Origin of the sequence: Pseudomonas sp. R28(2017) (genome assembly GCF_002112505.1) — a bacterium.
Classification (GTDB): domain Bacteria; phylum Pseudomonadota; class Gammaproteobacteria; order Pseudomonadales; family Pseudomonadaceae; genus Aquipseudomonas.
On sequence record NZ_NEHW01000001.1, the window covers coordinates 109963 to 130093 of the forward strand.

Consider the following 20131-nt stretch of genomic DNA (forward strand, 5'->3'; position numbering starts at 1 on the left):
ATCGCAAGGAGACAACTCATGCCTCGCTTCGCTGCCAACCTGTCCATGCTGTTCACCGAACAGGACTTCCTGGCCCGCTTCAAGGCTGCCGCCGACGCTGGTTTCAGCGGCGTCGAATACCTCTTCCCGTATGACTTCAGCGCTGCCGAAATCAAGCAGCAGCTGGACGCCAACGGCCTGACCCAGGTGCTGTTCAACCTGCCGGCGGGCGATTGGTCGAAAGGTGAGCGCGGCATCACCTGCCACCCTGACCGTGTCGAGGAATTCCGCGCCGGTGTCGACAAGGCCATCGAATACGCCAAGGTGCTGGGCAACACCCAGGTCAACGCCCTGGCCGGCATTCGCCCACAAGGCCCGGACTGCGCCACCGTACGCAAGACCTTCGTGGAAAACCTGCGCTACGCCGCCGACAAGCTGAAAGCCGCCGGGATCCGCCTGGTCATGGAAATGATCAACACCCGCGACATCCCAGGCTTCTACCTGAACACCACCAAGCAGGCCCTGGAAATCCAGGCCGAAGTCGGCAGCGACAACCTGTTCCTGCAGTACGACATCTACCACATGCAGATCATGGAAGGTGACCTGGCTCGCACCATGGAAGCCAACCTGAAACTGATCAACCACATCCAGTTGGCCGACAACCCAGGCCGCAACGAACCCGGCACCGGCGAGATCAACTACCGCTTCCTGTTCGAGCACCTGGACCGCATCGGCTACCAGGGCTGGGTGGGCGCGGAGTACAAGCCGCTGACCACCACCGAAGCAGGCCTGGGCTGGCTGAAAACCCATAACGCAATCTAAGAAAACACTCGCAACCCCTGTGGGAGCGGGCATGCCCGCGAACACCGGCATAGCCGGTGCCATCCACCGAGTCGCCTGTTTCGCGGGCACGCCCGCTCCCACAGGGGCCGAGGTTTGCTTAAGACATTACAAATACAAAGAGGCACATTGTCATGGCTAAAATCGGATTCCTCGGCACTGGCATCATGGGCAAGCCCATGGCGCAGAACCTGCAGAAAGCAGGCCACAGCATCTTCGTTTCCACCCACCACGACGCCGCCCCGGCTGACCTGATCGCTGCTGGCGCAGTGGCCCTGGCCAACCCGAAGGAAGTGGCCCAGGAAGCCGAGTTCATCATCGTCATGGTCCCGGACACCCCACAGGTAGAAAGCGTCCTGTTCGGTGAGAACGGCGTCGCCGAAGGCGTGGGCCCGAACAAGGTGGTGATCGACATGAGCTCGATCTCCCCTACCGCCACCAAAGCCTTCGCAGAGAAGATCAAGGCCACCGGCGCCGCCTACCTGGACGCCCCGGTGTCCGGCGGTGAAGTCGGCGCCAAGGCCGCGACCCTGAGCATCATGGTCGGTGGCTGCCCGAAAGCCTTCGAACGCACCCTGCCGTTGTTCGAAGCCATGGGCAAGAACATCACCCGCGTCGGTGGCAACGGTGACGGCCAGACCGCCAAGGTCGCCAACCAGATCATCGTCGCCCTGAACATCCAGGCCGTTGCCGAAGCCCTGCTGTTCGCTGCCAAGAACGGCGCCGACCCGGCCAAGGTACGTGAGGCGCTGATGGGCGGCTTCGCTTCGTCGAAGATTCTCGAAGTGCACGCCGAGCGCATGATCAAAGGCACCTTCGACCCAGGCTTCCGCATCAACCTGCACCAGAAGGACCTCAACCTGGCCCTGCAAGGCGCCAAGGAACTGGGCATCAACCTGCCCAACACCTCCAATGCCCAGCAAGTGTTCAACACCTGCCAGGCCCTGGGCGGCGGCAACTGGGACCACTCGGCGCTGATCAAAGGCCTGGAGCACATGGCCAACTTCTCGATCCGCGACGACAAGTAAGCCTGTACTGGCCCTTGGCGGATAAATCCGCTCCTACACGTTACCCCTTGTAGGAGCGGATTCATCCGCGATGAGGCCAACCCCGCTGAACCTGCGACCACAGGTTCAACGGTGAACCCGAGCAACACCCGCCCCTGGTTCGGCCTGCACGGAGGCAGTTCCAGGGGCGTTTTTGATTCTGCAGAACAACAATAAATGGGAGCCTGCCATGTCGGTCGATCCGCAAAAACTTCTCCGCGACCTGTTCGACACAGCCATCGCCGCCGCCCACCCGCGCCAAGTCCTCGAACCCTACCTGCCCGCCGACCGTAGCGGCCGGGTCATCGTCATCGGCGCCGGCAAGGCCGCAGCCGCCATGGCCGAAGTGGTCGAAAAGAGCTGGCAGGGCGAAGTCAGCGGCCTGGTCGTGACCCGCTACGGTCACGGCGCCAACTGCCAGAAGATCGAGGTGGTCGAAGCCGCTCACCCGGTCCCCGACGCCGCCGGCCTGGCCGTGGCCAAGCGCGTGCTGGACCTGGTCAGCAACCTCAATGAAGAAGACCGCGTCATCTTCCTGCTGTCTGGCGGTGGGTCCGCCCTGCTGGCACTGCCAGCCGAAGGCCTGACCCTGGCGGACAAGCAACAGATCAACAAGGCGCTGCTCAAATCCGGCGCCACCATCGGCGAGATGAACTGCGTGCGCAAGCACCTCTCGGCGATCAAGGGCGGCCGCCTGGCCAAGGCCTGCTGGCCAGCCACCGTCTACACCTATGCCATTTCCGACGTGCCTGGCGACCTGGCCACGGTCATCGCCTCCGGCCCGACCGTGGCCGACCCGAGCACCTCGGCCGATGCCCTGGCGATCCTCAAGCGCTACAACATCGAAGCGCCGCAAGCCGTCATCGACTGGCTCAACAACCCCGCCTCGGAAACCGTCAAGGCCGATGACCCGGCCCTGGCCCGCAGCCACTTCCAGCTGATCGCCAAGCCCCAGCAATCGCTCGAAGCCGCCGCAGTCAAAGCCCGCCAGGCCGGCTTCAGCCCGCTGATCCTCGGTGACCTGGAAGGTGAATCGCGCGAAGTGGCCAAGGTGCACGCCGGCATCGCCCGGCAGATCGTGCTGCACGGCCAGCCGCTGAAGGCACCCTGCGTGATCCTCTCCGGCGGTGAAACCACCGTCACCGTGCGCGGCAATGGCCGTGGCGGGCGCAACGCCGAGTTCCTGCTCAGCCTCACCGAAAGCCTCAAGGGCCTGCCGGGCGTTTATGCCCTGGCCGGTGACACAGACGGCATCGACGGCTCGGAAGAGAACGCCGGCGCCTTCATGACCCCGGGCAGCTACGCCCGCGCCCAAGCCCTGGGCCTGTCGGCCAGCGACGAACTGGACAACAACAACGGCTATGGCTACTTCGCCGCGCTCGACGCGCTGATCGTCACCGAACCGACCCGCACCAACGTCAACGACTTCCGCGCCATCCTGATCCTCGAGACTGCCCAATCATGACGCCTGATAAAAAAGTAAAGATCCTCGCCACCCTCGGCCCTGCGATCAAAGGCATCGACGACATCCGCCAACTGGTCGAAGCGGGGGTGAACATCTTCCGCCTCAACTTCAGCCACGGCGAACACGCCGACCACGCCCTGCGCTACCAGTGGATCCGTGAGGTCGAGCAGCAGCTCAACTACCCGCTGGGCATCCTCATGGACCTGCAAGGGCCAAAGCTGCGCGTCGGCCGCTTCGCTGAAGGCAAGGTCCAGCTGCAACGCGGCCAAGCCCTGCGCCTGGACCTGGACAATACCCCGGGCGACAACCGCCGGGTCAACCTGCCGCACCCGGAGATCATCGCCGCGCTGGAACCCGGCATGGACCTGCTGCTCGACGACGGCAAGCTGCGCCTGCGGGTAACCGCCAAGCACAGTGACGCCATCGACACCGAAGTGCTCAACGGTGGCGAGCTGTCCGACCGCAAGGGCGTCAATGTGCCGCAAGCGGTGCTCGACCTCTCCCCGCTCACCGAGAAAGACCGCCGCGACCTGGCCTTCGGCCTGGAGCTGGGCGTGGACTGGGTAGCCCTGTCGTTCGTGCAGCGCCCGGAAGACATCGTCGAGGCGCGCCAGCTGATCGGCGACCGCGCCTACCTGATGGCCAAGATCGAGAAGCCATCGGCCGTCGAACAACTGCAAGCCATCGCGGAACTGGCCGATGCGATCATGGTGGCCCGTGGCGACCTGGGTGTGGAAGTGCCGGCCGAAAGCGTGCCGCAGATCCAGAAGCGCATCATCGGCACCTGCCGCCAGCTGGGCAAACCGGTGGTGGTGGCCACGCAGATGCTCGAATCGATGCGCTTCTCGCCGGCACCGACCCGCGCCGAAGTCACCGATGTGGCCAACGCCGTGGCCGAAGGCGCCGATGCGGTGATGCTGTCGGCGGAAACCGCCTCCGGTGACTACCCGCTGGAAGCGGTGCAAATGATGAGCAAGATCATCCGCCAGGTGGAGAATGGCCCGGACTACCAGGCCCAGCTCGACGTCGGCCGGCCGAAGGCCGAGGCCACCGTGTCGGATGCCATCAGCTGCGCGATCCGCCGTATCAGCGGCATCCTGCCGGTGGCGGTGCTGGTCAACTACAGCGAGTCGGGCGCCTCGACCCTGCGTGCCGCCCGCGAGCGGCCGCGTGCGCCGATCCTCAACCTGACGCCGAACCTGGCCACCGCCCGTCGCCTGAGCGTGGCCTGGGGTGTGCACTCGGTGGTCAACGACCGCCTGCGCCAGGTCGACGAGGTGGTGTCCACCGCCCTGGAGATTGCCCAGGCGCAAGGCATGGCCAGCCGTGGCGACACGCTGCTGATCACCGCCGGTGTGCCTTTCGGCAAGCCGGGCTCGACTAATACCTTGCGGATCGAGACCCTGGTCTAAGGATCTCCATCTCTCTTGTGGGAGCGGGCTTGCCCGCGAATGCGTCAGCTCAGTCAACGCCGTTGTATCTGCTGACCTCTTCGCGGGCAAGCCCGCTCCCACAGAGATGGTGCCGCGCCCCGTAACGGCGGAAAACCGAGGCCCAAAGAGGCCCACCGCTCTTCCATCAACCTTGCTGACTGCCCCGATGTACACCAAAAATTTCGTCAACCCGTGCCCCGACTGGGCCACGGCGCTGCTCAACGGCTTCAGCCAGGTGCTGCTGCTGCGCAACCCCCTGTGCGGCCTGTGCTGCCTGCTGGCCATCCTGCTGACCGCCCCGAACCTGGTCGGCGGTGCCCTGCTCGGCGCCCTCGCCGGCCTGCTCACCGCCCAGCGCCGCGGCTACGACCGCGCAGACCGCCAGGCCGGGCTGTACTGCTACAACGGCGTGCTGATCGGCATCCTGATCAGCGCCGTGCTGCCCTGGTCGGCGATCATGCCACCGCTGATCATCGCGGCCGGCGGCCTGTCGAGCATCATCACCCACCAATGGCGCAAGCGCGGCGGCAAGCTGCTGGTTGCCTATACCGCACCGTTCGTGCTGCTCGGCTGGGTTGCCTTGCTGTTCGCCAGCCCCGCGCCGAGCGGCTTCGTCGAGGCAGAACCGGCGTATGCCCTGGCGCGTGGCGTGGGGCAGATCTTCCTGCTCGACCAGCCGCTGGCCGGGTTGCTGATCATCGTCGGGATGTTCATTGCCAACCCCTATGCGGCGATGTGGGCCGTGCTTGGCTCGGCCATTGGCGGTGGCGTGGCACTGCTCGCCGACCAGGCGCAAGCTGCATGGCTGGGCTTGTTCGGCTTCAATGCCGCGCTGGCGGCGCTTGCCTTCAGCCGCCAGGGTGAGAAGCCTTGGGTGACCTTGCTGGCGATTGCCCTGGCTATGCTGCTGCAACCGTTGTTCAAGTTACTGCCGGTAGCCGGCCTGACCGCTCCCTTCGTCGCCGCCTGTTGGCTGATGCACGTCGGCAACTACATTTTCACAATCAATCAAAAGCGTGGCACCACCCATTTGCACCTGTAAAAGCGCTTTCCTCAACGCTGACCCCGAACAGCACGGGTAGAAACACTGCCACTTCCGGGCTAACACTTTACCGCTCTGGGTTGAGGTTGCGTGCAGCCCACTGTGCCTGGTTTCTGATGTTCAAACCATTGTCAGATAACGTGAAGTAATACAATGAATCACCATAGCCAGCCACCTGAATGCTGCTGCCTGTGGAGAGAAGCTCATCCACGCCTGCAATTAGAAAGTCCTTAGGCAATTTTGCATGCTCGATGAAGTTAGTACTCAAGGGGATCTTATTGGAGATCGAACGCTGGACGATTTCGAGCGGGACGCCTTCAAGAACCAAACTGGCAGCGGGCCTGTCGATTTTATGTCTACTCATGAGAACCTCTACAGTAATGCTGGGCGTCGCTGAGTAAATATTCTCAGGTGCTCGCCGACCGCTCTCGATACGGGCACTGATCAAAGGTGGGGGTGCCGGACTGGATGTGTTTCGGCGCATTCGGCCAATCAGTCGTCCCGAATGCCCTGATGGATCGACTTTGTTCACAGGATCACCATTGCAGTATGCGTATGCATTCAGCCCCCCACTGTCGAACGGACTAAGAAAATCCTGGCTTAGGAAGCGCATTAGCGAAGGGCTGTACAGGCGATATCCATTGCCAAGCATGTACCCACCTGCCAAAGGCTCGAACCATTGACCAGTGAACCTTATAGCGCTTTCATTATTACTGGCCGCAACATACCCACAAGGCGTATAGGCATGGGCACACCTGCCCTTGTTTTTCATATAGCCTCCTCGACAATGACTGCATGATCATCGATCAATTACGGCCAGAAGAAAACTGTCACTTTTGCCAGGTCATTTTTCCCTTGTGCCGTACCTACCCTCCCTCTAGTCTGACCCCCCTTAGCACTTAGAAAATTACTCTCGATGCCTGTCCCATCCAATCTGCGCGAGCGCCTCTACATCATGGTCTTCCAGACCGACACCATAGCCGGCCGGCGCTTCGACAAGATTCTCCTGCTGATCATCCTGGCCAGCCTGGTCACGGTGATCCTCGACAGCATCGACGATGTACACCAGGGCTACGCCGGCCTGCTGGCTGCCATCGAGTGGGGCTTCACCGCGATCTTCCTGGCCGAATACCTGACCCGTCTGTACTGCTCGCCCAAGCCGCTGCGCTATGCCTTCAGCTTCTACGGCCTGGTCGACCTGCTGGCGATCGTGCCCGGCATCATCGCCCTGTACTACAGCGATGCCCAATACCTGCTGATCATCCGGGTGATCCGGATGTTGCGGATCTTCCGCGTACTCAAGCTCAGCCCCTACCTCAAGCAGGCCCATTACCTGATGGAGGCGCTGCGCGGCAGCAAGCAGAAGATCATCGTGTTCCTGGTCACCGTCTCGACCCTGGTCACCGTGTTCGGCACCTTGATGTACGTGATCGAAGGGCCGGAGCATGGGTTTACCAGTATCCCCAAAGGGATCTACTGGGCGATCGTCACGCTGACCACTGTGGGCTTCGGCGACATCGTGCCGAAGACGCCGCTGGGACAGGTGCTATCGTCGCTGGTGATGATTACCGGTTATTCGATCATTGCAGTGCCGACCGGCATTTTCACTGCCGAATTGGCCAACGCCATGCGAGGAGAACAGCTGCAGCACGCTTGCCCCAGTTGCAGTAAGAAAACCCACGAGCAAGGGGCGGCTTTCTGTTCAAGATGTGGCAGTGCGCTCTTCAATAAAAGAAACTGACTGACGAGGCGGCTGACCTAGGCGAATTCTCGCAAGGCTTTGATCAAGGATCCGCTGCTGCGTATCTATGAAGATGTCCCTTGCATCTGGGCCAAGGTGCTGCATCATCAGGTCCCCCAACTCACCCATGGTTTCTGCAGCCACGTACTCAAGAAAGACTGACTGAATTTGCTCTGAGCGGAGCGCTTTATCAACGTCAGCAATCTGATTTCTCAGGCCTTCAGGATCCACATTGAGCACTCGATAAGACTTGATTTCCGGTTGACTTTTTTGCTCACCATAGCTGAGCACACTGACCTCTGAGCGTAACGTCCGCCCCGTACGTTTAATAAGCCCGACAGCTTTGAGCCCCCCTGTCACAGAGAATTTATGTCCGGAGGGGTCAATACGATTGACTGGATCTCCGGCACAGTAGGTATAGGTATTCAATCCGCCCTCTCCAAAAGGACTGTAAGAATCCACAGAGAGAAATCTACGAAGGATCGGGCTGTACAATCTGTAACCGTTACCGAGCAAGTAACCGTGACTGACGGACTCCCAGCACTCGCCGTTGAAGCCCGTCAAAACGCCTTTCTCCGGCGCCCTGTAGCCATATGCGCAGTAGGCACGTATCCGTTTCTCGCTGTTGGCTTGAGCCATCAGCAAGGCTGAAGATATCGTCCTACGTTCCACCATCGCCCCACTCCCTCTTGAAGGTCTTCCTTCACTTCACTACGGTTACGGCAGCTAATCAACTGGCAGAACTGCCAGGCGTCATAGCGCTATGCGCATAAGCAAAGAGCCATTTGATCTTTAAATGCAAAAGTACCAAACGCTATAGTCGCAAGCATTCTGCCCACTCCCTTCGATAACAAGGACGCAACGTGAAAAAGCTCTTCACCGCCTCGCTGCTCGCCGCCGGCCTGGCCCTCGGCAACCTCGCCCAGGCTGCCCCGACCCTGCTGAACGTTTCCTACGACGTGATGCGCGACTTCTACAAGGACTACAACCCGGCCTTCCAGAAGCACTGGGAAGCCGAGCACAACGAGAAGGTCAATGTGCAGATGTCCTTCGGCGGCTCGAGCAAGCAGGCGCGTGCGGTGATCGATGGCCTGCCGGCCGATGTCATCACCATGAACATGGCCACCGACATCAATGCCCTGGCCGACAACGGCAAGCTGGTACCGGACAACTGGGTGACCCGCCTGCCGAACAACAGCGCGCCGTTCACCTCGGCCACCGTGTTCATCGTGCGCAAGGGCAACCCCAAGGCGCTGAAAGACTGGCCCGACCTGCTCAAGGACGGCGTGCAGGTGATCGTGCCCAACCCCAAGACTTCGGGTAACGGCCGCTACACCTACCTGTCGGCCTGGGGCTATGTGCTCAAGCAGGGTGGCGATGAAACCAAGGCCCGCGAATTCGTCGGCAAGCTGTTCAAGCAGGCGCCGGTGCTCGATACAGGCGGCCGCGCCGCCACCACCACTTTCATGACCAACCAGATCGGCGACGTGCTGGTGACCTTCGAGAACGAAGCCGAGATGATCGCCCGCGAGTTCGGCCGCGACCAGTTCGAAGTGGTCTACCCGAGCGTGTCGGCCGAGGCTGAGCCGCCGGTGAGCGTGGTCGATAAGGTGGTGAACAAGAAAGGCACCCAGGCCGTGGCCGAGGAATACCTGAAGTACCTGTGGTCGCCAGCGGCACAGGAAATCGCTGCGCAGAACTACCTGCGTCCGCGTGATGCGACGGTGCTGGCCAAGTACACCGACCGCTTCCCGAAAGTCGACTTCCTGTCGGTGGAGAAGACCTTTGGTGACTGGCGTACTGTGCAGAAGACCCACTTCAACGATGGTGGTGTGTTCGACCAGATCTATACCAACCAGCAGTAATTGATGTAAGCAGGACCGGCCTCTCGCGGATAAATCCGCTCCTACAGGAGCGGCTTCAGCCGCGAAGGGCCAGTACTGACGACGCACTGGTTCGAACTTTCCCACCGCGATCACAATCAGTTCCTTGAGTAACCCTGCCCCGCTCACCCCGGCCCAAGGAGTACTCCAGTGCTGCGCTACCTCTCCACCCTGCTGCTCGGCTGCCTGCTGAGCACCCACCTGCTGGCGGCAGACCCAGCCCCCGCCGAAGCACAACCTGCCGAACCGGAACCGGTACTGCAAGGCGGCCTGCTCGGCGCCCTGGCCGACGGCCTGGACAGCGCCGCCCAGCAACTCGACCTCGACGCACACCTGGTCGATGCCTGGCGCCTGCGCACCGACCGCGCCGCCCAGGAAGTGGAACGCCTGGTCGACCGCCACTCGGCCAACGATTCGCTGCAACTGGCCAGCAACTTCATCCTGCTGACGCTGACCTGGGCCGCCAGCTTCGCCCTGCTCACACGCTTCGGCCGCTGGCTCGCCAAACGCCTGGCCAGCACCCCATGGTTAAGCGCACGCATGCGCGCCAGCAGCCTGCTCGGCTACCTGCTGCCATACACACTGCCGGCCCTCGCCAGCCTGCCACTGACGCTGTACGTCAGCCGCTTCCTCGACCCGTCGATCGCCCGCGCCTTGGGCCTGAGCCTGGCCTACGCGACCAGCAGCGGCCTGTTCTCGACCTCGATCATCCTCTGCCTGATCACCCTGTTCGATGCCGGCCACAAGCGCGCGGCGGTGGCGGCGATCAAGCGCCTGGCGCCGCGGCCGCTGTTCCTGATCGGTTTTCTCGCCGCCTGGAGCGATGCCCTGACCAGCCCGCAGATCGCCCGGCAGCTGGGCGGCAACATCACCGCCAGTGTCGCCGTGATCACTGGCCTGACCGCCACCTTCATCTTTGCCAGCCTGGTCATCCGCCTGCGCCGCCCGGTCGCCCACCTGATTCGCAACCGTGACTACAAGGACCGCGTGCAGCACCGTGCCGTGCAGGAGACTCTGCGCATCTTCTCGACAGTGTGGTACCTGCCCATCCTGCTGATGATCCTGGTCTCGGCAATCCATTTGCTCGGCGCTGGCGAAGAAAGCCAGAAGGCCCTGCAGAAAGCCCTGCTGACCACGGTACTGCTGGTGGCCACGGTGTTCCTCAGCACCCTGCTGCAACATGTGCTGGCACCCCACGAAGCCGATGCGGCGCAGCGCGTGCGCCCCTACAAGGAACTGCTGCGCAGCCTGGCCCATGCGCTGCTGCGCATTGCCATGGCGGTGGCCTTCATCGAACTGCTGGGGCGCATCTGGGGCTTCTCGGTGATCGACTTCGCCCTGAGCAACAGCCTGGGCCAGGCGATCAGCAATTCGCTGTCGAGCATCGGCCTGATCCTGCTGGTCACCTGGCTGCTCTGGGTGGTGCTCGATACCGCCATCCAGGAGGCGCTCAAGCCCGCCGTCGGGCGCCGTGCCTCGCGCCAGCCGAGCACCCGGGTGCGGACCATCCTGCCGATGTTGCGCAATGCGGTGAAAGTCATCCTGATCGTCATCTGCACCATCACCACCATGGCCAACCTGGGCATCAATGTCGCGCCGCTGCTGGCCGGTGCCGGGGTGATTGGCCTGGCCATCGGCTTCGGCTCGCAGCAACTGGTGCAGGACGTGATCACCGGGCTGTTCATCCTGATCGAGGACACCATCTCGATCGGCGACTGGGTGGTGCTCGACTCCGGCCATGCCGGCACTGTCGAAAGCCTGACCATCCGCACCCTGCGCCTGCGCGATGGCAAGGGCTTCGTGCACTCGGTGCCGTTCGGCCAGATCAAGGCGGTCACCAACCAGTCGCGGCAGTTCGCCTATGCGTTCTTTTCCGTGCAGTTCACCTATGACAGTGACGTCGACGAGTCGCTGGGGCTGATCCATGAGGTGGGGCATTCGATCAGCCAAGACCCGCTGCTGCGCATCAACCTGCAGGGCCCGCTGCAGGTGTTCGGGGTCGACCGGATGGACTTGAACGGATTTGTGCTGACGGCGCAGTTCCGCACTATCTCCGGCGGGCAGTACGCGGTGAGCCGGGCGTTCAACGAGCGGCTGAAGAAACGCGTGGACCAGACCGAGAATGTGAGCTTTGCCCAGGTTTATCCCATGCCACTGCGCGGGATTTCAGCCTGATGTCGCCTGTACCGGCCTCTTCGCGGGCACGCCCGCTCCCACAAGGACAGCGCAATTTTCTGTGGGAGCGGGCTTGCCCGCGAAGAGGCCGGCACAGGCAACATCACACTTGGCGGAATACCAGAGCCTTCAAGCCCCCCGCCGGGTCTACATCGGGAAACTCCGGCGGGTTCTCCAGCCGCTCGACAAATGCCAGCCCAGGCGCCTGCTCGGCCATCCCTTCGATCAGAAACTCCGGCCCGATCCCCGGGTCGTTGACACAGGCCAGCACCGTCCCGCCCTCACTGAGCAATTCCGGCAGGCGCCGCAGGATCTTGGCGTAATCCTGGGTCAGCACGAAGCTGCCGCGCTGGAAGGTCGGCGGGTCGATGATGATCAGGTCGTACGGCCCGTACTTGCGCACCTTGCCCCACGACTTGAACAGCTCATGCCCCAGGTAGGCGACCCGCGACGCATCGTGACCGTTCAGGCGATGGTTGTCGCGCCCGCGCGACAGCGCCGACTTGGCCATGTCCAGGTTCACCACCTGCTCGGCGCCGCCGGCAATCGCCGCCACCGAGAAGCCGCAGGTGTAGGCAAACAGGTTGAGCACCCGCTTGCCCGCCGCCTGTTCACGCACCCAGCGCCGGCCGTAGCGCATGTCGAGGAACAGGCCGTTGTTCTGCCGCACCCCCAGGTCGAGCAGGTAGGTCAGGCCGTCCTCGACCACCTCGCGCTGCTGGCAGGGTTCGCCCAACAGCCACTGGCCCGGGCTGTCGGGCAGGTAACGGTGCTGGATGAGGATCGCCTGGCCGGCCCATTGCGGGCGCTCGGCCAGGTTGCGCAGCATGGCTTCCAGTTCGGCCAGCTGGCCCTCGGCCGGTTCGCGGAACAGCGCCACCGACAGCACACCCTGCAGCCAGTCCACCGTGACCTGCTCCAGGCCTTCCCAGCAACGGCCGCGGCCGTGGAACAGGCGGCGGGTTTCGGCGGGGGCAGGGTCAAGGGCAGCGAGCAAGTGCTGTTCGAGGGTGTGGATCGGCGAAGTCATGGCGGGTCGCAAGCAAATGAAAAGGCCGCCATTCTACCCCTTGGCCGGCACTTGTGCAGAACGGAACCACCAGCCCTGCTGCATACCCGCTGCCGCCAGCAGAATCAACGCCACCCCCAGCCACTGCAACGGTGCCAGGCGGTGCCCGAAGGCCACCCAGTCGACCAGGATCGCGGCAATCGGGTAGATAAACGACAGCGCACCGGTCAACGCCGTGGGCAGGCGCTGGATGGCGCTGTACAGCAGCACATACATCAACCCGGTGTGGACCATGCCCAGGGTCACCAGGCTGGCCAAGGCCGCCGGCTCGCCCGGCAACCCGCCGAGTTTCACCCACGGCGCCAGCAGCAGCACCCCGGTGGCGACCTGGATCAGCGCGATCAGGTGAGGTGGTGTGCCTTTCAGGCGCTTGATGATCAATGCGGCAATCGCATAGAGCAACGCCGCACCCAGCGCCAGGGCGATGCCCTGCAGGTAGTTGTCACCACTGGCCTGCCCCGCGCCGTGTGCGCTGACGATCGCCAGCATGCCCAGGAACGCCACGCTCAGCCAGGTGACCTTGGCGGCGGTGATCTTCTCGCCCAGGAACAGCGCTGCCAACCCCACCAGCATGAACGGCTGGACGTTGTACACCGCCGTGCCGATGGCGATCGACGCCCTCGAGTAGGAGGCGAACAGCAACACCCAGTTGCCGACGATGGCCACCCCGCTGGCGATGGCCAGCAGGAATGCCGTGCGGGTTATCACGCCAGGCTTGAGGAAGCCGAACGTCGCGCAGATCACCAGCAAGGTGCCGGTACCGAACACGCAGCGCCAGAACACTACCTCCAGCACGGGTTGCCCCGACACCAGCACGAACCAGCCGATGGTCCCGGAAATCAGCATGGCGGCAACCATTTCCAGCGAGCCACGGCGCAATGAACTGTCCATCTCACACCTCCCTTGGATGATGGCCCTAGTATGCGGAGGGTCGGGGTGCACCTTCCAGCGGATAACCAAGGCATATCAGCCAGTTCACCTTTACTATCAAGGCATTTCCCCTGGATTGCCTGATGAGGTGCACATGACCGACGCCATCGACCAACTGTTGATCAACGCCTTGATGGAAGACTCACGCCGCTCGCTCAAGGCACTGGCGCAGATCAGCGGGCTTTCTGCCCCCAGCGTCAGCGAGCGCCTGCGCCGCCTGGAAGAACGCGGCGTGCTGCGCGGCTACACGGTGGATATCGACCCGCGCAGCTTCGGCTACCAGCTGCAGGCGATCGTGCGCATTCGCCCGTTGCCGGGGCAGTTGCAGGAAGTGGAGCGGCAGATCATTGCCATCCCGGAGTTCACCGAGTGTGACAAGGTGACCGGCGAGGACTGCTTCATCGCCCGGCTGCATGTGCGCTCGATGGAGCAGCTTGACACCCTGCTCGACCGGATCAATGTGCTGGCCGAAACCAACACCGCGATCATCAAGAAGAGCCCAGTGAGGCGGCGATTGCCGCCAATGGATTGAGTCTCTTCTACGTAATCACACAGCACCCTGTGGGAGCGGGCTTGCCCGCGAAGAGGCCGGCCATGGAAAAAACTGACTAATTTTTGTACACAAAAATGTAACCATAAGTGCCATTTTTGTGTGCACTTATCTCGTTAACGCCCCAATACGTTACACATTGCGGTCAACTAATTCTGACCAAACGATCAACTAAGTTGCCAGGTTAAAAATTAAACCTGTTCATTTGGTCAACTTATATCTCCTTCAATTCATCAACTTAATTATCAACGGCTTAAATTCAAAATAATGGCCATCTGAAAATCCTTTTCTCCTGGCATGGAACTCGCTTTTGTGTGTTCGTGTTTTGTATACAAATTCAACAAAACATAAATACACAAGAACTCGCGACGCCGGCCCAACCCCGGCCGCCGCGCCCAGAACCCAGTGATGCCAAGCTGCACCGACGAGATGGCGAGCCCGTGCGCATGCCCGCTCATCGCAGTCCACGTGCATCAGGAGCCTGCCGGAATGAGTACCAGCCTCGACCTTGCCCCTGAACTAACCGTCGCCAGCACCAGCCCATCTTCCACCCTCGCAGGCGATATGCCGCCTCTCGGCCTTAGCCCACGCTTGCATAACCGCGACCTCGCGCCCACCCGTATCGAAGGCCGCCGCTGGGGCCGCTACAGCATCTTTGCGCTGTGGACCAACGATGTGCACAACATCGCCAACTACTCTTTCGCCATGGGCTTGTTCGCCCTTGGCCTGGGCGGTTGGCAGATCTTGCTGTCGCTGGCGATCGGCGCGGCACTGGTGTACTTCTTCATGAACCTCTCCGGCTACATGGGGCAGAAGACCGGGGTACCCTTCCCGGTCATCAGCCGCATTGCCTTCGGCATCCACGGTGCACAGATCCCGGCGCTGATCCGCGCGGTGATCGCCATCGCCTGGTTCGGCATCCAGACCTACCTGGCCTCGGTGGTGCTGCGCGTGCTGCTCACTGCCGTGTGGCCGCAAGTCGCCGCCTATGACCACGACAGCATCCTTGGCCTGTCGAGCCTGGGTTGGGTGTGCTTCGTGGCGATCTGGCTGGTGCAGCTGGTGATCCTGGCCTACGGCATGGAGATGGTACGCCGCTACGAGGCCTTCGCCGGCCCGGTGATCCTGCTGACGGTGGCCAGCCTGGCGGTGTTCATGTACTTCCAGGCCGGTGCGCGCATTGCCTGGTCGGTGGCCGAGCCGCTGACGGGCTACGAGATGTGGCGCAACATCTTCGCCGGTGGTGCCCTGTGGCTGGCCATCTACGGCACCCTGGTGCTGAACTTCTGCGACTTCGCCCGCTCCTCGCCGTGCCGCAAGACCATCCGCGTCGGCAACTTCTGGGGCCTGCCGGTGAACATCCTGGTGTTCGCGATGATCACCGTGGTGCTGTGCGGCGCGCAGTTCCAGATCAATGGCCAGATCATCGACAGCCCGACCCAGATCGTCGCCAGCATCCCCAGCACAGCGTTCCTGGTGCTCGGCTGCCTGGCCTTCCTGATCGTCACCGTGGCGGTGAACATCATGGCCAACTTCGTGGCCCCGGCCTTCGTGCTCAGCAACCTGGCGCCACGCCACCTCAACTTCCGCCGCGCGGGGTTGATCAGCGCCACCCTGGCGGTGCTGATCCTGCCCTGGAACCTCTACAACAGCCCACTGGTGATCGTGTACTTCCTGTCCGGCCTGGGCGCCCTGCTCGGCCCGCTGTACGGCGTGATCATGGCCGACTACTGGTTGCTGCGCAAAGGCCGCATCAACGTGCCGGAGCTGTACACCGAGCACCCCACGGGCGCCTACCACTACAGTAAAGGCATCAACCTGCGCGCCGTGGCCGCCTTCGTGCCGGCGGCACTGCTGGCCATCATCCTGGCCCTGGTGCCGAACTTCCATGGCATCGCGCCGTTTTCCTGGCTGATCGGCGCCGGCATCGCCGCCGCGGTGTACCTGCTGATCGCCCCGCGCAACCGCCAATACCACGATGTCAGCGGCGAGTGCATCGCCGTCGCCCACAGCAACCATTGATCAAGGAGGACTGCCCATGCGTATTCTGATCGCCAACGTCAACACCACCGAAGCCATCACCGAAGCCATTGCCGAGCAGGCGCGCAGCGTCGCCGCGCCCGGCACGCAAATCATCGGCCTGACCCCGTGGTTCGGCGCCGAGTCGGTGGAGGGCAATTTCGAGAGCTATCTGGCTGCCATCGCCGTGATGGACCGGGTGCTGGCCTACGACGGCCCCTACGATGCCGTGATCCAGGCCGGCTACGGCGAGCATGGCCGCGAAGGCCTGCAGGAGTTACTGAACGTGCCGGTGGTGGACATCACCGATGCCGCCGCCAGCACGGCGATGTACCTGGGCCACGCCTACTCGGTGGTGACCACCCTCGACCGCACCGTGCCGCTGATCGAAGACCGCCTGAGGTTGTCCGGGCTGTATGACCGTTGCGCCTCGGTGCGGGCCAGTGGCCTGGCGGTGCTGGAGCTGGAAGAAGACCCGTTACGCGCCGTTGAGGCCATCGTCGAGCAGGCCGAGCGTGCCGTGCGTGACGACAAGGCCGAAGTGATCTGCCTGGGCTGTGGCGGCATGGCCGGGCTGGATGAGCAGATCCGCCAGCGTACCGGCGTGCCGGTGGTCGATGGCGTGAGCGCGGCGGTGACCATCGCCGAGTCGCTGGTGCGGATGGGGCTCAGCACCTCCAAGGTGCGCACCTATGCCACACCGCGGGCGAAGAAGGTGGTGGGCTGGCCGATGAAGTTCGGGCGCTGATACTGCTTCGCCTGTTCCGGCCTCTTCGCGGGCATGCCCGCTCCCACAGGTATCACACTGGGCTTGAGAGCTATTCGGTACCTGTGGGAGCGGGCGTGCCCGCGAAGAGGCCGGAACATTCAACACAGCATCCGAGCCAGCCGCTCGCCGCTGCCACAAGCCAAGGTAAACCCCAAGGCCCCATGCCCCAGATTGAGCCACAGGTTGCGATAGGCTGAAGCCCCCACGATGGGCACCCCGGTCGGCGTCGCCGGCCGCATCCCCGCCCACTCCACCGCCGCTGCGTAATCCGCAGCCTGCGGCAGGGTCTCAAGTGCCTGCAGCCGCATGCTCTCGAGCCTGCGCGCATCCACCGCGTCGTCGTAGCCAACGATATCCACCATCGCCGCCACCCGCAGCTGCTGGTCAAGCCGTGCGTACACGATCTTGCGTTCGTAATCGGTGATGCTGACCTCCGGCGCCCGATGCGCCATGGCGATCGGTGCCGTCAGGCTGTACCCCTTCAGCGGGTAGACCGGCAGCCGCAGCCCCGGCAGTGCCAGCCCGGCACTTCGATGGCCGGCGCACAGCACCAGGCGCTCGACGTCCAGTTGCTCACGCCCCAGTTGCAGCGCCACCACCTGATCATCACGGGAAATCAGCCGCGTGACCGGGGTGCCCAGCAAGAACCGGCATTGCCCGGAGGCGCGCAAGCGCTCTGCCAGCCGCTCGCAAAACCGATGGCAATCGGCGACTTCTTCTTCCGGCGTCAGCACTGCACCGATAAAAGGCACATCCGCCAGTGCCGGTTCCAGCGATCTGACTTCGCTTGCACCGAGCACCCGTTGATTTTCCGGATCAAGCAAATGCTCACGGCCATGGGCGAACGCCCGCTCACTGCGAAATGCAACCAGCTTGCCGTTCTGCCGCCAGGCAAAATCGCTCAGGCCATCGTCCTCACGCCAGCGTTTCAGGGTCGCCTGGCTGTGCAAGGCCAACGCCAGCAACTGTACGGCGTTACGCCGATTGACGCTGCTGCGGCACGCCAGCACGAACGCCAGCAACCAGCGCCATTGCGCAGGGTCCAGGCGCAAGCGCAGGCGCAGTGGCGAGTCGCCGCGCAATAGCCAGCCGAGCGCCTGCCACGGCACACCGGCATCGGCCAGCGGCGCTACGTATCGATAGGAAAGCTGCCCGCCATTGGCGAAGCTGGTCGCCGAGGCCAACTGGTCTCGCGCCTCGACCAGCACCACCGACTGGCCTTCGCGCACCAGCGCATAGGCCGTCGCCAGGCCGACTACGCCACCACCAATAACTGTCACCTGCTGCGTCATTGCTCATCCCTGTCTGGCATCCCTGCCAAGACAGTAACAGCGGATCAGGTGGGGCAGCTATGGGCGCCGCCGTTGAGGCCCTGGCGAACATTGCGGCTGAGCAGGCTGGCCTTACCGTCATGCCAGGTCAGCGTGAGGACGTAGAGCGTATCGAAATCGTCGCCGTTCCAGTCTTCGGTGATCACCCGCTTGTCGCCCAACGCCTTGCCGGCCACGGCGTTGATCAGTTCGGGCAGGTAACCATGGCCCCAGGCGGTATAGACCGTGGCATTGCGGTATTTCTCGCTGACCAGCTCATCGGCGAGTTCGTCAGTGTCGTTGGCCGCGAAGTCGATGTTGACTGGCAAACCCAGGCGAATGGCGCTGGGAGTGATGGTCATCAGCGGGCGGATGTAGCTGTAGCTCTGGTCCTGGCTGCCTTCCTCGACGTGCCGCGAAGGGTTGGCCGCGAATACGTAATCCGCCTTGCCGAACCGCTCCGGCAACAAGGTGGCCAGGTCCAGTGCGCGGTTGAGCCCCTGGCAGTTCAGCTGCCCCAGGCCTTCACCGGGCTTTTCGGCATGGCGCAGAAACACCAGCGTCTGGGTACCGTCGACCGGTTGAGCGCGGCTTTCGACCACTTCCAGTGCCAGCGGCACAGCCGCAGCGACGAGGGCCAGGCTGAGCACCAGGTGGCGGCGACGTCGAATGAAAGAGGGCAACTTCATGTGGGCGGGCTCTTGTGGCAAAAAGTATCTGGATACTCGCCACATTGCCCTGCGGCCTGTGCCGAAGGGCATCCGTGTTGGTGATTGCCATCCTTGGCAACGAGCAGGACTCAGAGTGCCCTCGACCCGTTTGGTTCCTCCCTGAGTGTGGATGCCGTTCCCTAGGCAAGGATTACGTTAGTGCAGGTGTGTTGCCGAATTGTGTCGAGGCACAGGCGTAATACGCATGGCCTGCAATCAGGGGAGGCCCACCGCATCTATCGAGTGAGAATCGGTGATGCGCACATCGAAGACCTGCTCGATCACCTGTTTAGGCCCCTGGTTCAGACTCCAGGTAAAGAACACGAGAAATCCGAGCAAGAAAACGAAAAGAACCGAGCCGACGAGACTCTGAGCGACGCCCAGCCAAAATCCAGGCTTGGCATTTCTGATTTCGTTGCTGGCCTTTTCGGAATAATAGCGATCGAGTTCAGCAGCCTGGGTGGCAATCGATGCGTCCAGAAAACCCTGAAGGAGCTGGCTCGCCTGATTGCGATAGCTCTCCAACTGTGTAGGGCTATTACTGACATCGTGAAACGGAGCCAGGTCCGTGTCCTTTGGCTCTGTGTCATGCTTGACTTTGAACGACTGGATGAACTCGATTTTCTGTCGCTTGTACAGCGAGTAGGCAATGATCCCCAGGGTATCCTGGTCATTCTCCACGAGGACCGATCGGCCATGAGGCTGTTACTCCCTGCGTAGACGCATGTACGCACTTTCGAACGCGGCATTCAGCTCCGAACGGGTTTTCCGGCTACTGGTCACGACGCCTGCAAGTTCCCGTGGCAAAGAAATTTCCATTCGGCCACCCGATGCCACCAGCAGGGCGTTCGCCTCGCGGATAACCTTGGAGGAAAAATGCGATTTCATGGGCATGCCACCCTCTTGACTCGTTGAGAGCTGCAAGGGTAACCGTCTGCCGAAAACACCACAATCAGATACAAGCCAATGGATCGTGTAGTCCTTTTCTACGCACTGTAGGACGTGGACTACTCACTCATCCCGCGTCAGCACTTCCAGCAGTTCGATCTCGAAGGTGAGGTCCGAATTGGGCGGAATCGCCCCCACGCTACGTTCGCCATACCCCAGGTGCGCCGGCACCTGCAGCTTGCGTTTGCCGCCCACGCGCATGCCCATCAGCCCCTGGTCCCA

Annotated in this window: 19 protein-coding genes and 1 pseudogene; 11 read left to right on the forward strand and 9 right to left on the reverse strand. The window is 62.5% G+C overall.

Going from position 1 to position 20131, the window contains the following annotated elements; genetic code table 11:
- The first annotated feature begins 18 nt into the window (after positions 1 to 18).
- The 5 genes from hyi (at position 19) to CAF78_RS00490 (ending at position 5805) form a co-directional block, all read left to right on the forward strand.
- Positions 19 to 801 (forward strand): hydroxypyruvate isomerase, encoded by a 783-nt coding sequence (gene hyi / locus CAF78_RS00470; RefSeq protein ID WP_085625472.1) that lies wholly within the window; start codon positions 19 to 21, stop codon positions 799 to 801.
- Between the two features lie 152 nt (positions 802 to 953).
- Positions 954 to 1847, forward strand: a complete 894-nt coding sequence (locus tag CAF78_RS00475) for a 2-hydroxy-3-oxopropionate reductase (protein WP_008091658.1) — start codon at positions 954 to 956, stop codon at positions 1845 to 1847.
- A gap of 208 nt (positions 1848 to 2055) precedes the next feature.
- Complete coding sequence (locus CAF78_RS00480; protein WP_085677841.1) at positions 2056 to 3330, forward strand: glycerate kinase; 1275 nt, start codon at positions 2056 to 2058, stop codon at positions 3328 to 3330.
- Entirely contained in the window at positions 3327 to 4742 is a 1416-nt protein-coding gene (pyk, locus tag CAF78_RS00485; protein WP_085677840.1) for a pyruvate kinase, read from the forward strand. Before CAF78_RS00480 ends, pyk begins: the two co-directional genes overlap by 4 nt.
- A gap of 187 nt (positions 4743 to 4929) precedes the next feature.
- Positions 4930 to 5805 carry an urea transporter gene (locus CAF78_RS00490; protein ID WP_085677882.1) on the forward strand — a complete coding sequence of 292 codons (876 nt, stop codon included), beginning with the start codon at positions 4930 to 4932 and terminating at the stop codon, positions 5803 to 5805.
- Between the two features lie 67 nt (positions 5806 to 5872).
- Here the strand turns inward: CAF78_RS00490 and CAF78_RS28925 are convergent, their stop codons facing one another.
- Complete coding sequence (locus tag CAF78_RS28925; RefSeq protein ID WP_085677839.1) at positions 5873 to 6577, reverse strand: RHS repeat-associated core domain-containing protein; 705 nt, start codon at positions 6575 to 6577, stop codon at positions 5873 to 5875.
- 144 nt (positions 6578 to 6721) lie between these two features.
- Between CAF78_RS28925 and CAF78_RS00500 the strand changes: the two genes are divergently transcribed.
- Positions 6722 to 7546 (forward strand): ion transporter, encoded by an 825-nt coding sequence (locus CAF78_RS00500; RefSeq protein WP_085677838.1) that lies wholly within the window; start codon positions 6722 to 6724, stop codon positions 7544 to 7546.
- Here the strand turns inward: CAF78_RS00500 and CAF78_RS28930 are convergent.
- Positions 7508 to 8221, reverse strand: a complete 714-nt coding sequence (locus CAF78_RS28930; protein WP_085677837.1) for an RHS repeat-associated core domain-containing protein — start codon at positions 8219 to 8221, stop codon at positions 7508 to 7510. The genes CAF78_RS00500 and CAF78_RS28930 overlap by 39 nt on opposite strands.
- A 188-nt stretch (positions 8222 to 8409) precedes the next feature.
- Between CAF78_RS28930 and CAF78_RS00510 the strand changes: the two genes are divergently transcribed.
- Positions 8410 to 9411, forward strand: a complete 1002-nt coding sequence (locus tag CAF78_RS00510; protein ID WP_085677836.1) for a sulfate ABC transporter substrate-binding protein — start codon at positions 8410 to 8412, stop codon at positions 9409 to 9411.
- Between the two features lie 168 nt (positions 9412 to 9579).
- A complete protein-coding gene (locus CAF78_RS00515; RefSeq protein WP_085677835.1) occupies positions 9580 to 11604 on the forward strand; it encodes a mechanosensitive ion channel family protein in 2025 nt (674 codons plus the stop codon).
- Between the two features lie 103 nt (positions 11605 to 11707).
- Here CAF78_RS00515 and CAF78_RS00520 read toward each other — a convergent pair whose 3' ends face one another.
- Entirely contained in the window at positions 11708 to 12634 is a 927-nt protein-coding gene (locus CAF78_RS00520; RefSeq protein ID WP_085677834.1) for a class I SAM-dependent methyltransferase, read from the reverse strand.
- Positions 12635 to 12667: 33 nt separating this feature from the next.
- On the reverse strand, positions 12668 to 13564 hold the full coding sequence (locus CAF78_RS00525) for a DMT family transporter (protein ID WP_085677833.1): 897 nt from the start codon (positions 13562 to 13564) through the stop codon (positions 12668 to 12670).
- A 133-nt stretch (positions 13565 to 13697) separates the two neighbouring features.
- Here CAF78_RS00525 and CAF78_RS00530 point away from each other — a divergent pair, with 133 nt between their 5' ends.
- The 3 genes from CAF78_RS00530 to CAF78_RS00540 all read left to right on the forward strand — a co-directional run bounded on the left by CAF78_RS00530 (position 13698) and on the right by CAF78_RS00540 (position 16920).
- A complete protein-coding gene (locus CAF78_RS00530; protein WP_085677832.1) occupies positions 13698 to 14135 on the forward strand; it encodes an Lrp/AsnC family transcriptional regulator in 438 nt (145 codons plus the stop codon).
- 507 nt (positions 14136 to 14642) lie between these two features.
- Positions 14643 to 16175, forward strand: coding sequence for an NCS1 family nucleobase:cation symporter-1 (locus CAF78_RS00535; protein ID WP_085677831.1), 1533 nt, complete (start codon positions 14643 to 14645; stop codon positions 16173 to 16175).
- A 16-nt stretch (positions 16176 to 16191) separates the two neighbouring features.
- Positions 16192 to 16920 (forward strand): aspartate/glutamate racemase family protein, encoded by a 729-nt coding sequence (locus CAF78_RS00540; RefSeq protein ID WP_085677830.1) that lies wholly within the window; start codon positions 16192 to 16194, stop codon positions 16918 to 16920.
- Between the two features lie 119 nt (positions 16921 to 17039).
- Here CAF78_RS00540 and CAF78_RS00545 read toward each other — a convergent pair whose 3' ends face one another.
- From CAF78_RS00545 to CAF78_RS00565, 5 genes and pseudogenes are all read right to left on the reverse strand, one after another.
- Positions 17040 to 18233 carry a D-amino acid dehydrogenase gene (locus CAF78_RS00545; RefSeq protein WP_085677829.1) on the reverse strand — a complete coding sequence of 398 codons (1194 nt, stop codon included), beginning with the start codon at positions 18231 to 18233 and terminating at the stop codon, positions 17040 to 17042.
- Between the two features lie 44 nt (positions 18234 to 18277).
- Positions 18278 to 18940 (reverse strand): histidine phosphatase family protein, encoded by a 663-nt coding sequence (locus tag CAF78_RS00550; RefSeq protein ID WP_085677828.1) that lies wholly within the window; start codon positions 18938 to 18940, stop codon positions 18278 to 18280.
- 237 nt (positions 18941 to 19177) lie between these two features.
- Entirely contained in the window at positions 19178 to 19642 is a 465-nt protein-coding gene (locus tag CAF78_RS00555) for a hypothetical protein (protein ID WP_085677827.1), read from the reverse strand.
- A 24-nt stretch (positions 19643 to 19666) separates the two neighbouring features.
- Complete coding sequence (locus CAF78_RS00560; RefSeq protein ID WP_085677826.1) at positions 19667 to 19855, reverse strand: hypothetical protein; 189 nt, start codon at positions 19853 to 19855, stop codon at positions 19667 to 19669.
- A 117-nt stretch (positions 19856 to 19972) separates the two neighbouring features.
- Positions 19973 to 20131: pseudogene (locus CAF78_RS00565) on the reverse strand (FKBP-type peptidyl-prolyl cis-trans isomerase); the annotation flags it as partial.

What these genes read in the sequence shown, in the direction of transcription:
- CAF78_RS00475 (WP_008091658.1), top strand. Translation starts at nt 954, where the DNA reads ATGGCTAAAATCGGATTCCTCGGCACTGGCATCATGGGCAAGCCCATG.
- CAF78_RS00490 (WP_085677882.1), top strand. Translation starts at nt 4,930, where the DNA reads ATGTACACCAAAAATTTCGTCAACCCGTGCCCCGACTGGGCCACGGCG.
- CAF78_RS28925 (WP_085677839.1), bottom strand. Translation starts at nt 6,577, where the DNA reads ATGAAAAACAAGGGCAGGTGTGCCCATGCCTATACGCCTTGTGGGTAT.
- CAF78_RS00530 (WP_085677832.1), top strand. Translation starts at nt 13,698, where the DNA reads ATGACCGACGCCATCGACCAACTGTTGATCAACGCCTTGATGGAAGAC.
- CAF78_RS00500 (WP_085677838.1), top strand. Translation starts at nt 6,722, where the DNA reads ATGCCTGTCCCATCCAATCTGCGCGAGCGCCTCTACATCATGGTCTTC.
- pyk (WP_085677840.1), top strand. Translation starts at nt 3,327, where the DNA reads ATGACGCCTGATAAAAAAGTAAAGATCCTCGCCACCCTCGGCCCTGCG.
- CAF78_RS00535 (WP_085677831.1), top strand. Translation starts at nt 14,643, where the DNA reads ATGAGTACCAGCCTCGACCTTGCCCCTGAACTAACCGTCGCCAGCACC.
- CAF78_RS00525 (WP_085677833.1), bottom strand. Translation starts at nt 13,564, where the DNA reads ATGGACAGTTCATTGCGCCGTGGCTCGCTGGAAATGGTTGCCGCCATG.
- CAF78_RS00520 (WP_085677834.1), bottom strand. Translation starts at nt 12,634, where the DNA reads ATGACTTCGCCGATCCACACCCTCGAACAGCACTTGCTCGCTGCCCTT.
- CAF78_RS00545 (WP_085677829.1), bottom strand. Translation starts at nt 18,233, where the DNA reads ATGACGCAGCAGGTGACAGTTATTGGTGGTGGCGTAGTCGGCCTGGCG.
- CAF78_RS00550 (WP_085677828.1), bottom strand. Translation starts at nt 18,940, where the DNA reads ATGAAGTTGCCCTCTTTCATTCGACGTCGCCGCCACCTGGTGCTCAGC.
- CAF78_RS28930 (WP_085677837.1), bottom strand. Translation starts at nt 8,221, where the DNA reads ATGGTGGAACGTAGGACGATATCTTCAGCCTTGCTGATGGCTCAAGCC.
- CAF78_RS00480 (WP_085677841.1), top strand. Translation starts at nt 2,056, where the DNA reads ATGTCGGTCGATCCGCAAAAACTTCTCCGCGACCTGTTCGACACAGCC.
- hyi (WP_085625472.1), top strand. Translation starts at nt 19, where the DNA reads ATGCCTCGCTTCGCTGCCAACCTGTCCATGCTGTTCACCGAACAGGAC.
- CAF78_RS00560 (WP_085677826.1), bottom strand. Translation starts at nt 19,855, where the DNA reads ATGCCCATGAAATCGCATTTTTCCTCCAAGGTTATCCGCGAGGCGAAC.
- CAF78_RS00540 (WP_085677830.1), top strand. Translation starts at nt 16,192, where the DNA reads ATGCGTATTCTGATCGCCAACGTCAACACCACCGAAGCCATCACCGAA.